Source organism: Mycobacterium sp. (genome assembly GCF_032162605.1).
In the GTDB taxonomy this organism is placed as follows: domain Bacteria; phylum Actinomycetota; class Actinomycetes; order Mycobacteriales; family Mycobacteriaceae; genus Mycobacterium.
This window is the reverse complement of the sequence record NZ_JAVROT010000459.1, coordinates 1-10,992: the sequence shown is the minus strand read 5'-3', so window position 1 is coordinate 10,992 and position 10,992 is coordinate 1. Positions and strand designations below refer to the sequence as shown.

Here is a 10,992-nt window from a genome sequence, read left to right as displayed (position 1 = left end):
ATTCGCCGACCGAGGATCAACGCCTCCCCGATCGTCATCGTGAGCAGGACCCCGGACCGTTCACCGTCTGGCCTGCCCACCGGATCGACGACGACCCGGGCGGTCTCGGCCCGTCCGTCGGCGTCGTCCGTCCACGGCGGAGTGGAGTAAACCTCGGGCACCCCGTCCTCGTCGTTCAGGGTCAGCTGCACGTACATGGGCTCAACGTTATCTGCCGTGTCGGGCGTTTCGCTGGGAGGATCTTCAGTCCGCAGCGGGAACGGGTCGAACTCGTAGCCCGCCCAGATGGCCTGCGACGCCTGCTCGGGATAGCGCGCGACCTCCGGCTCCGCGCCGAACATGCGGGTGAGCTGGCTCTTCGAGTCGAACCGCGGCCAGCCCGGATCGCCATTGGTGGCGAACGACCTCCAGGCCATTCCCATACTCCGGGAGAGTGCCAAGGCGCCCGGCGGAGGCGTCGTGCCGTAGAGCTCGGCGCCGTACGGCGAGTCGAGGTTGCCGAACAAGACAGGAATCTCGACGGTGTGCGCGGCGCCGACCGGTGTGCCGTCCCAGAGGAATTCGTACAGGTAGGTGAAGCCACCGAAAATCGACCCGCGCACCATGCGGCCGTATCCCCAGCGATCCTCGCGGTCGACGGCGGTGGCCTCGACGTCCGTGGCGGCCGCGACCAATGCCTGCGGAGATACCGGGGCGAGGGTGCGACGCAAGCCCAGTTCGTCGACGTCCGCGCCGGCGAACCCGTTGCGTGTCGAGACCACGGGTGCAGACATGATCCCCTACCTCCTCACGCCGTGACTGATGATAGCGGCGGTCTGCTCCACCCAGACGTCGTCGAGCTCCCCGCCGGGATCGAGGAGCAGCCGCAGAAGGGTTGCGCCACCGATGATCTCGATGAGGCGCTCGGGGTCGACGTCGGCGTGGACCTCACCACGGGCGACGGCGTGTACCAGCCGCTCCCTGACGACGCCGAACAGCCCGACGAAACGGGCCATCACGCGGGCGTTGAGCTCGGCGTCGACGGCCATGTCGGCGATGAGTCCGGGTAGCGCGGCCCGCACAACCGGGCTGGTGAACACGTCGCGGGCGGCAGCGACCATGGCCCGCACGTCACCGACGATGTCGCCCTCGGGCGTCGTCAGCGCGGTGGGGGCCACGGGAAAGGCGGCTTCGTGAACGAGTTCGGCCTTGCTCGACCATCGCCTGTACAGCGCCGTCTTCGTGGTGCCTGCGCGTTCGGCGACAGCGGCCATCGTGAGATTCGCATAACCGATTTGGGCGAGCAGATCCGCCGTCGCCTCCAATATGGCAACGTCGATACGTGGGTCACGCGGGCGGCCTGCGCCCGGGGTCTTGTCATCGGAACCCCGGTCTGCTTTCATAACGCTACTCACCGTATCGTAATTGCTCGAAAGGGTAAACCGTGGCCAACGAACCGGCTGTCGAAGACGTCAGCCGCCTGCAGCACACCTCTCGCGACAACAGCACCCTGCCCTCGGTCATGTCGCAGTGGCTGTCCACCGTCATGCCGGGAGGAACGGCCCCCGAGGTGACCGTCGAGAGTGGCGTCGACTCCAACGGAATGTCCTCGGAGACCATCATCCTGACCGGGAAGTGGGAGCAGGACGGCCAGCCCAATGAACAGAAGTGGGTGGCGCGCGTCGCCCCGAGCGCCGAGGACGTCCCGGTGTTCCCCAGCTACCGGTTGGACCACCAGTTCGACGTCATCCGGCTCGTCGGCGAGCTGACCGACGTGCCGGTCCCCCGCGTCCGATGGATGGAGAACTCCGGTGACGTACTCGGCACCCCGTTCTTCCTGATGGACCACGTCGACGGCATCGTGCCCCCCGACGTCATGCCGTACACGTTCGGCGGAAACTGGTTCGCCGACGCACCCGTCGAACGACAGCGCGAGCTGCAGGACTCCACCGTCGAGGTGTTGACCAAACTTCACTCGATCCCCAATGCCGAGGACACGTTCGCCTTCCTGTCCGAGGTCGACCCGCCCGGGGACACCCCGTTGGACAGGCACTTCGGCTGGCTGAAGGACTGGTACGACTTCGCCGTCCCCGATATCGGCAGGTCGACTCTGGTCGAGAGTGCGCTGGCGTGGCTGGAGGACAACTTTCCCTCGGATGTCGCAGCAACCGAGCCCGTTCTGGCGTGGGGCGACTCGCGCATCGGCAACGTCCTCTACGAGGACTTCCGCCCCGTCGCCGTGCTGGACTGGGAGATGGCGACCGTGGGGCCGCGCGAACTCGACGTGGCGTGGATCATCTTCTCGCACATGGTCTTCCAGGAACTCGCCGGTTTGGCCGGGTTGGCCGGGCTGCCCGACGTGATGCGAGAGGAGGACGTCCGCAGCACCTACGAGGGACTGACCGGCGCCACACTCGGTGACCTCCGCTGGTTCTACGTGTACTCCGGCGTCATCTGGTGCTGTGTGTTCATGCGAACCAGTGCGCGACGGGTTCGGTTCGGCGAGATCGAGAAACCCGACGACGTCGAGTCGCTGTTCTACCACGCCTCGTTGCTGCGACGGCTGATCGGAAAGGACGACTGATGCTCGGACCGATGGATGAGTATCCCGTTCACCAGATCCCGAAGCCCATCGCGTGGCCGGGGTCCTCGGACCGCAACTTCTACGACCGGTCCTACTACAACGCCCACGACCGCACCGGCGACGTATTCCTGATCACCGGCATCGGCTACTACCCGAACCTGGGCGTCAAGGACGCCTTCGTGCTGGTAAGGAGGGGCGACACCCAGACCGCGGTGCACCTGTCGGATTCCATCGACCAGGACCGGCTCAACCAACACGTCAACGGCTACCGCGTCGAGGTGCAAGAGCCCCTGCACCGGTTGCGGATCGTCATGGACGAGACCGAGGGCATGGCCGTCGACCTAACCTGGAACGGGCTCTTCGACGTCGTGCAGGAGCAGCCACACACCCTGCGTGCGGGCAACCGGGTCACGCTCGAAGCGCAGCGGTTCGCCCAACTGGGCTCGTGGAGTGGTCACATCGCCATCGACGGCGAGCAGATCACCGTCGACCCCGAGGTCTGGATCGGCACCCGTGACCGGTCCTGGGGCATCCGGCCGATCGGTGAGGCCGAACCTGCGGGGCGGCCTGCCGATCCGCCGTTCGAGGGCATGTGGTGGCTCTACGTGCCGATGGCCTTCGACGACTTCTCGATCGTCATCATCATCCAGGAGGAGCCCAACGGATTCCGTTCGCTGAACGACTGCACGCGGATCTGGAAGGACGGCCGCGTCGAGCAGCTCGGCTGGCCGCGAATCAAGATCCACTACAACTCGGGCACCCGGATCCCCAAGGGCGCCAGCATCGACGCGACCGCGCTCGACGGGACCGTGGTGCACTTCGAGGTGGAATCCAAGCTGCCGGTGCCGATTCACGTCGGCGGCGGTTACGGCGGCGACTCGGACTGGACCCACGGCGTGTGGAAGGGCGACAAGTTCACCGAACGCCTGACCTACGACATGACCGACCCGGCGATCATCGGGCGGGCCGGCTTCGGCGTCATCGATCACGTCGGGCGCGCGGTGTGCACGCCAGCCGACGGGACCCCGGTCGTGGGGTGGGGCCTCTTCGAGCACGGCGCGCTGGGTCGCCACGACCCATCGGGGTTCGCCGACTGGCTGACGGTCGCCGACTAGCCCCGAACGAAAGAAGGGGCACCCGCTTGGCGGGCGCCCCTTCTTCGCTGTCTGGGTCAGCGGCCGTTGCCGACGGTCGAGGTGACCGTGCCGACGGTGGCGTGCTGCTGGATGTCGCTGACCCACTGGTGGTGGTCGACGTCCGCGTTCGCGGGAGCGGCCAGGCCGAACACGGCGGCGGCGAAACCGGTGGCTGCGATGGTGGCGATGCTGGCGAATCCGAATTTCTTCATGATGATCCCTCTTCCTCTACTGCTTCTCTTGTGGTCCCTGTCGGCCGGTAGGAGCTCTTCTCGGCCGGTCTGACGGGTTAAACCACCAGGTAAGCGCTTTAATTCCGATGGCAGTGATTGATCGGCCACTGGCAGGAATCAACCGGTTCGGGGTGCGGATTGGGCGATCGAGGGCCCGCTGCGGGTGCCCTGCGTCACAGCACGGCAAACGGATTGGCGGACCGAGACGAACGACCGCCCTAGGCTGGGCAGGTGTCCCTCCTGCTCGGTCCCATCCTTCGCCATGTGGGTGAGACCACGGCGATGGTTTGGGTCCAGACCATCGAAGCGGCCACCGTCGAGGTGCTCGGCTGCTCCGCGGTCACCTTCGAAGTGCAGGGCTGCCACTACGCCCTGGTGCCCGTCGAAGGGCTGACCCCGGACTCCACGACCGAATACCAAGTCCACGTCGATGGTCAACGGGTCTGGCCCGATCCGGACTCCCCGTTCCCACCGAGTGTCATCAGGACGCGAGGGCCCGGCACCGCCGAGCGGCTGCGGGTCATCTTCGGGTCCTGTCGCTACCCGAAGACCGGTGACGCGAAGCTCGACGAGAAGCTCGGGCTCGATGCGCTCGACTGCTACGCGGGCAGGCTGACCACCACCCCGACTGAGGGGTGGCCGAACGCCTTGGTGCTGCTCGGTGACCAGGTGTACGCCGACGAGCTGACGCCGCAGGCACGCCAACATCTCGCAGGCCGCCGCACCGTCGGCAAGCGCCCGCCCGACGAAGTCGTCAGCTTCACGGAGTACGAGGGCCTCTACCGACATACCTGGGGCGACCCGGAGATCCGCTGGATCCTGTCCACGCTGCCGACCGCGATGATCTTCGACGACCACGACATCAGGGACGACTGGAACACCTCGGCGGCGTGGCGCAGAGAGGTCAACGAGAAACCCTGGTGGCGTGACCGCATCCGAGCAGGCCTGGCGTCGTACTGGGTCTATCAACATCTGGGCAACCTCAGCCCCGCCGAACTGATCAGCGACCCCGACTACCAGAAGGTGTTGGCCGCCGACGGCGACTCCTGGCCGCATCTCGCCGAGCTGGCCGACCGCGCAGACGGTGAGGTCGACGGAGACAAGGGGCTACGGTTCAGCTACCGCTGGGATCTGGGGCGCAGCAGGCTGGTGATAATCGACTCGCGAAATGCGCGAATCCTGGATAGTGGCGACCGAAAGATGTTGGGCGACCGCGAGTTCAGCTGGTTGGAGGAGCAGGTCAACGACGGCATCGACCAGCTCGATCACCTGCTGCTCGGCTCGTCCCTGCCGTGGCTGCTCCCTCCGGCGATCGGTGACCTGCAGTCCGCCAACGAAATCGCGGCCTCCCGCCCGGGCAGGCGGGGGCGGCTCGCCGAAAAGGTGCGTCAGGCTGCGGATTTCGAGCACTGGGCCGCGTTCCTGGAATCCTTCCTGCGGCTGAGCGACCTCATCGTGGCCACGGCTTCCCACGAGTCGGGTGGCCCGGCCACGATCTCGGTGTTGTCCGGCGACGTGCACCACAGCTACGCGGCCCGCGCAGAGCTCCCCGGTTCCGCGTCGACCCGGGTGCACCAGCTGGTGTGCTCACCGGTGCACAACTGCGTTCCGATGTTCGTCAAACCGGTATTCAGACTCGGATGGTCGCGGCGGCTGGCCCGCGTCACCCGGCGCTACGCGCGTCGGAAGGGATCGCCGCCGCTGCCCATCACGTGGAGGAACCTCAGCGGTCCGGTGTTCGGCAACACGATCGCGACCCTCGTCGCGACCGGTCGCAGTGCCGAAGTCCTGTTCGAGCAGCCGCGCGATACTGGCGAGCTGGCCGAAGTCGCCAGGATTTCGCTGACCGACTAACGGCGAGCGTGCGCCTCGCGCCACATCCCCGCGGCGTGTCGCGTACAGACACGCACGCTCGCGCCAAGAGGTGGGTGCGCCTCAGACGGTCTGGGGCTGCTGGGGTTGCCTGGCCGCGACGCGGCCGAAGACCATCGACTCCTCGATGCGGTCGAATCGGTGATCGATCAGATCGAGCACGTAATTGTGGCGGACGTTCCACGGTCGATGAATACCCGACTTCGGCAACGCATTCGGTGAACGCTGTATGTAGCCAGCCTGCAGGTCGAACGTCGGCTTCTCCTGCATCGGCCTGCCCCCCAGATGCGGGTAGGCGTGCGTGTAACCGTGAGACTTCATGTAGGCCAACAACTTCGCCACCGCACGCGCCGTCATGTCGGCGCGCAGAGTCCAGGATGCGTTGGTGTAGCCGATGCACCATGCCATGTTCGGGACGTCCTCGAGCAGGTACTCCTTGTAGACGAACCGTTCGGTTGGCTTGATGTCGGTACCGTCGATGCTCAGGGAAATACCGCCGAGCGCCTGAAGCTGCAGGCCGGTCGCCGTGACGATCAGGTCGGCATCGACACGACCGCCGGACTTCAGCGCGATACCCGTGGCATCGACGTGGTCGACGTGATCGGTCACCACCTCGACGCGGCCCTCGCTGATCTCGTTGTAGAGGTCGCCGCCCAAGATGACACACAAGCGCTGATCCCACGGCTTGTAGCGGGGCCTGAAGTGGGTGTCCACGTCGTAGCCGGCGGGTAGGTACCGCATCGCGGTCTTTCGAGCCAGTCGCGTGAACGTCTTGGGCGCCTTGCGGGCGAATGCGTAGCTCAGCGTGGTGACGGCCGAGAACAGGAACCGCGCCAGCGCGTGGGTCATCCTGCGCGGCAGAACTCTTCGAACGGCATGCAGAACCGGGTTGATCCGCGACATGGACAACATGTATGTGGGCGAGCGCTGCAGCATCGTGACGTGCGCCGCCTTCTCGGACAGCGACGGAATCATGCTGATCGCCGTGGCGCCGCTGCCGATGACGACGACGTTCTTACCGGCATAGTCCAGCGACTCGGGCCAGAACTGCGGATGCACCACGTCGCCGGCGAAATCCTCGAGTCCGGGGAAGTCGGGCGAGTAGGGCTCGTCGTAGTTGTAGTAGCCCGTACCGAAGAACAGGAAGCTGCCACGGTAGGCCGTGTCAGTTGGACCGTCTGGGCCACCTTGCTCGGTACGAACGGTCCAGGTGTCGGTTTCCGAGTCCCAGTCCGCAGACTTCACGTGGGTGTCGAACCGGATGTGATCGTCGATGCCGTGCTTGCTCGCGGTGTCGGTCAGGTACTCGCGGATGTCCGGGCCGTCGGCCATGTTCTCGGGACGCGTCCACGGTTCATAGGCGTAGCTCAGCGTGAAGATGTCGCTGTCCGAGCGGATGCCCGGATACCGAAACAGGTCCCACGTGCCACCGATGCGTTCGCGCCGTTCGAGAATCGTGTAGCTGAGCTCTGGGTTCTTCTCGTGAATGCGATACGCCGCCCCGATGCCGGAAATTCCGGCACCGATGATGAGCACGTCCGAGTACTCCGGCGTGTTGCGATCTGCCTCGCCGCCCATGGAGAACCTCCTCTGGTCCCGCTCCGTACCACCCACGATAGGGCGTCAACCCTGCAGCGCGTCGACGATCTGAGCCAATGAGTCCACCCGCATGGGTGCGGGCTGGTAGACGCACACCTGATCGCTGACGCCGTCGACGCGATCGCGGATGTGGGCGGCGATCTCCTTGGGTGTGCCGCACGCCGCGATGGTGTGCAGAACGTCGTCGTCGATGAGCCGGCCCATCTCCTGCCAGCGCCCCTGCTTGGACAGTGCGTGGAGTTCCGGCTGCAGGTCACCCCAACCGTGCACCTCGAGCACCGGGCGGTACGCCGGTGTCGACCCGTAGAACGCGAGCAGTTGACGGGTGGACGCGTGGGTGGGGTCCTCGTCGCTGACCGAGACGATGATCTCGGGGACCACCGCGAATTCGTCGCGAGTGCGGCCCGATGCGGTCAGACCCTCCGCGACCTTCGCCATGGTGACGTCGTGCAGGAAGCGCTTCGAGCCGAACGGCATGACGAGCAGTCCGTCGGCGACCTCGGCGGTGGCCCGGGTGAGCCGCGGGCCCAGCGCACCGACGTAGATCGGCGGCGGCCCGTGGGGGATGTCCTTCGGCGTGAAATTCGGGGTCATCAGGGTGTGCCGGTAGAACTCACCGTGGAAGGTCAGACGCTCGCCGGTGGTCCACGAGGCGAAGATCGCGCGCATCGCGCCGATCAGCTCGGTCATCCGGGCGACGGGTTTGTCGAAGTCGGCGCCGAACCGCTTCTCGATCTGGGTGCGGATCTGAGTGCCGAGGCCCAGGATGAACCGCCCGTCGGCGAGCAGTTGGTGATCGATCGCCTGATGCGCGAGGTGAATCGGATTGCGCGGGAAGGCGATCGCCACGTTGGTCATGAGGTCGAGCCCGCCGACGGTCGAGGCGAGTGTCAGCGGCGCGAACACGTCGTGCGGTCCCTCGAAGGTGAACACCCCGGTGGCGCCCGCGTCGCGCAGCGCCCGCGCCCGCTCGGGCGCATCCATCGGCCCGAACAACGCTGTCATGACCTGCACGCGTGAGAGCCTAGTCACGTGACCATCCCGGCCGGCGATGAGCGCTGGCGCGAAGAGCAGACAACGATGGTCGACGTCGTCGTCGTGGGCGCAGGGTTCGCCGGACTGACCGCCGCGCGCCGTCTGACCGCGCTTGGCTACGACGTGACCGTGCTCGAAGGCCGTGACCGCGTCGGCGGACGGTCGTACACGACCACCATCGCAGGCATCCCGGTGGACCTCGGCGGCACGTTCGTCGGGCCCACGCAGACCGAGGTCAACGCGCTCGCGGCAGAGCTCGGCTGCCCCACCGTGCCGACCTACGGCCACGGTAAGAACCTGATCCACTGGCGTGGCCGGGTCCGGTCCTATCGCAGCACCATTCCCAAGCTGTCCATCCTTGAGCTGCTTGACGTTTCGCGCATCCAGTGGCGTTTCGAACGGCTCAGCAGACAGATCCCGTTGAGCGAGCCGTGGACGGCCACGATCGCCGACCGGCTGGACCAGCAGACACTGGAGAGCTGGCTGCGGTCGGTGCACGCTGGCGCCAGCACACGGGACCTGATGGCGATCATGTCCAGGGTGACGTGGGGCTGCGAGCCCGACGAGGTGTCGATGCTGCACGCCGTGCGCTACATCAAGGCCGCGGGCGGAATCGGCCCCATGCTCGACGTCGAGGGCGGGGCCCAGCAGGACCGCTTCCCCGCGGGCACCCAGCAGATCGCGCTTCGGATGGCCGAGGACCTCGGCGACCGGGTGCGGCTCGACCAGGTGGTCGAACGCATCGAACGCGTCGCCGACGGCGTGGTCGTGCACACGACCACCGGCCGGCAAGAGGCGCGCGCCGTCGTCATCGCCGTCCCACCCGCACACCGCGCGTCGATCACGTTCGAGCCAGGACTGCCCGACGGGTACGCCGAACTCGCAGCGCATTGGCCGCAGGGCAATCTCAGCAAGGCCTACGCCGCCTACGAGACGCCGTTCTGGCGCGCCGAAGGGCAATCGGGCGAGGCGCTCTCCGACGACGGGCCCGTGTTCATCACGTTCGACGTCAGCCCCGGCGACTCTAGTTCCGACGAAGGCCCCGGCATCCTGCTCGGGTTCGCCGACGCGCGGACGTTCGACTCGCTCGAACCCGGTGAGCGGCGTGCACGCGCACTGGAATGCTTCGCGACCCTGTTCGGCGATGACGCCCTGCATCCCATCGACTACGTCGACCACCGCTGGAGCGCAGAGCAGTTCGCCCCAGGCGGTCCGACCGCGGCGGTACCCCCTGGGTCCTGGACGACCTACGGGCAGTGGCTACGACGACCGGTGCACGGCATCTTCTGGGCGGGCACCGAGACCGCCGATCAGTGGACGGGCTTCCTCGACGGCGCGGTCCGGTCGGGGCAACGCGCGGCGGGCGAGGTCGCCGCCTACCTCACCCCTTCGAGCCTCACCCCTACGAGCTGATCCGCCGCTTCTCCTGCACCGACTCGGCCAAGGCGCGCAGCTCCCGATTCACCTCGTCGGGCTGTTCCAGGATGGCGCAGTGACCGCAGGCCATCTCGACGAAGGACACCAGGTTCGGCGCATCGGCGGCGATCCGGCGGGATGCGTCGATGGGCAGCAGGCGGTCGTAGCGGCTGCCGATGACAAGTGTCGGCACGGTCAGGTTCCGCAGCGAGATGTGCTTCGGCCCAAGCGAATCGACCAAGACGCGAGCCCAGCCACCCCGGCCTGCGGGTGGGGTCTCGGCGAACAGGTCGAAGACGAAGTCGGCGATCGCAGGGTCCGCATCGCGGCCCATCGCGAGCTGGGCGACGAACTTGCGGCTCTGCTGGACCGAGCCGGGCACCAGCGGCGCCGCGCCGAAGGTCTTGAGCAGTGATCCCGCGGCCCGGACACGGCTACCCGTCAGTGGGCGCGGGACCGGAAGGAATTTGACGTTGCGCAGCAGGTCACCGGTCGTCGTGTTGATCAGCGCAACCGCGTCGGCGTTCTGCCGAACCCGCTGCGGGTACCGCTGCGCCCAAGAGGTGATCGCAATGCCGCCCATCGAATGGCCGGCGATCACGGCGCGCTCCCCCGGTGCGAGCGTGGCGTCCAACACGGCATCGAGGTCTGCCGCCAGGAAGTCCAGGCTGTAGTGGCTCTGCTTGCCACGGCGCGGCGGAACCCCACTGCGTCCGTGGCCACGGTGGTCGTAGGCGATGACGCGGTAGTCGGCTGCCAGGTCGGTGATCTGGTTGGCCCACACCCGGATCGCGCAGGTGATGCCGTGCGTCAGCACGATCGGATAGCCGTCCTCGGGGCCGAAGACCTCGGTATGGATCCTGGTGCCGTCCGCCGAGTGGACGTCGACGGCGCGACCTCTTGGCATCGCGTCCAGCACGGCCAGCCGCCTCGAACTCGTCGACACGTGTCGCTCCGATCCGCCGCGGCACCTTTGCCTGCGGCTGCAGAATTGTAGCTATCACGACGTTCAGCGCGGCATCACGACCACCGCCTTGACGGCGGCGCCCGTCTTCGCGGCGGTCCACGCGTCGCCGAATTCCTCGACGGCGAAGCGTGTCACCAGTTCGTCGACGGGTAGCTCACCCCGACGTGAGAG

Annotated in this window: 9 protein-coding genes and 1 pseudogene; 4 read left to right on the top strand and 6 right to left on the bottom strand. The window is 66.9% G+C overall.

Features of this window, described 5'->3' with window-relative positions; translation table 11 throughout:
- Both QOI01_RS25635 and QOI01_RS25630 read right to left on the bottom strand, forming a co-directional pair.
- Positions 1-773, bottom strand: a pseudogene (locus QOI01_RS25635) (hypothetical protein); the annotation flags it as partial.
- Between the two features lie 6 nt (positions 774-779).
- Positions 780-1,382, bottom strand: coding sequence for a TetR/AcrR family transcriptional regulator C-terminal ligand-binding domain-containing protein (locus QOI01_RS25630; protein ID WP_526385981.1), 603 nt, complete (start codon positions 1,380-1,382; stop codon positions 780-782).
- 41 nt (positions 1,383-1,423) lie between these two features.
- Here QOI01_RS25630 and QOI01_RS25625 point away from each other — a divergent pair, with 41 nt between their 5' ends.
- Together QOI01_RS25625 and QOI01_RS25620 are read left to right on the top strand one after the other, a co-directional pair.
- Positions 1,424-2,563 carry a phosphotransferase family protein gene (locus QOI01_RS25625; RefSeq protein ID WP_526385979.1) on the top strand — a complete coding sequence of 380 codons (1,140 nt, stop codon included), beginning with the start codon at positions 1,424-1,426 and terminating at the stop codon, positions 2,561-2,563.
- Complete coding sequence (locus QOI01_RS25620) at positions 2,563-3,678, top strand: Rv3169 family protein (protein WP_526385977.1); 1,116 nt, start codon at positions 2,563-2,565, stop codon at positions 3,676-3,678. Before QOI01_RS25625 ends, QOI01_RS25620 begins: the two co-directional genes overlap by 1 nt.
- 56 nt (positions 3,679-3,734) lie before the next feature.
- Here QOI01_RS25620 and QOI01_RS25615 read toward each other — a convergent pair whose 3' ends face one another.
- Positions 3,735-3,911, bottom strand: coding sequence for a hypothetical protein (locus tag QOI01_RS25615; RefSeq protein ID WP_526385975.1), 177 nt, complete (start codon positions 3,909-3,911; stop codon positions 3,735-3,737).
- Positions 3,912-4,163: 252 nt separating this feature from the next.
- On the opposite strand from QOI01_RS25615, the gene QOI01_RS25610 reads away from it, so the two are divergent.
- A complete protein-coding gene (locus QOI01_RS25610; RefSeq protein WP_526385973.1) occupies positions 4,164-5,786 on the top strand; it encodes an alkaline phosphatase D family protein in 1,623 nt (540 codons plus the stop codon).
- 81 nt (positions 5,787-5,867) lie between these two features.
- Here QOI01_RS25610 and QOI01_RS25605 read toward each other — a convergent pair whose 3' ends face one another.
- Together QOI01_RS25605 and QOI01_RS25600 are read right to left on the bottom strand one after the other, a co-directional pair.
- Positions 5,868-7,382 carry a flavin-containing monooxygenase gene (locus tag QOI01_RS25605; protein ID WP_526385971.1) on the bottom strand — a complete coding sequence of 505 codons (1,515 nt, stop codon included), beginning with the start codon at positions 7,380-7,382 and terminating at the stop codon, positions 5,868-5,870.
- Between the two features lie 45 nt (positions 7,383-7,427).
- Complete coding sequence (locus QOI01_RS25600) at positions 7,428-8,408, bottom strand: TIGR03617 family F420-dependent LLM class oxidoreductase (RefSeq protein ID WP_526385984.1); 981 nt, start codon at positions 8,406-8,408, stop codon at positions 7,428-7,430.
- 75 nt (positions 8,409-8,483) lie between these two features.
- On the opposite strand from QOI01_RS25600, the gene QOI01_RS25595 reads away from it, so the two are divergent.
- Entirely contained in the window at positions 8,484-9,851 is a 1,368-nt protein-coding gene (locus QOI01_RS25595) for a flavin monoamine oxidase family protein (protein ID WP_526385983.1), read from the top strand.
- Here the strand turns inward: QOI01_RS25595 and QOI01_RS25590 are convergent.
- Complete coding sequence (locus QOI01_RS25590; RefSeq protein WP_526385982.1) at positions 9,841-10,761, bottom strand: alpha/beta fold hydrolase; 921 nt, start codon at positions 10,759-10,761, stop codon at positions 9,841-9,843. The genes QOI01_RS25595 and QOI01_RS25590 overlap by 11 nt on opposite strands.
- Positions 10,762-10,992: the final 231 nt, after the last annotated feature.

Excerpts from the sequence above, each read along its gene's own strand:
- QOI01_RS25630 (WP_526385981.1), bottom strand. The coding sequence starts at position 1,382 with ATGAAAGCAGACCGGGGTTCCGATGACAAGACCCCGGGCGCAGGCCGC.
- QOI01_RS25620 (WP_526385977.1), top strand. The coding sequence starts at position 2,563 with ATGCTCGGACCGATGGATGAGTATCCCGTTCACCAGATCCCGAAGCCC.
- QOI01_RS25615 (WP_526385975.1), bottom strand. The coding sequence starts at position 3,911 with ATGAAGAAATTCGGATTCGCCAGCATCGCCACCATCGCAGCCACCGGT.
- QOI01_RS25605 (WP_526385971.1), bottom strand. The coding sequence starts at position 7,382 with ATGGGCGGCGAGGCAGATCGCAACACGCCGGAGTACTCGGACGTGCTC.
- QOI01_RS25600 (WP_526385984.1), bottom strand. The coding sequence starts at position 8,408 with ATGACAGCGTTGTTCGGGCCGATGGATGCGCCCGAGCGGGCGCGGGCG.
- QOI01_RS25595 (WP_526385983.1), top strand. The coding sequence starts at position 8,484 with ATGGTCGACGTCGTCGTCGTGGGCGCAGGGTTCGCCGGACTGACCGCC.
- QOI01_RS25590 (WP_526385982.1), bottom strand. The coding sequence starts at position 10,761 with ATGCCAAGAGGTCGCGCCGTCGACGTCCACTCGGCGGACGGCACCAGG.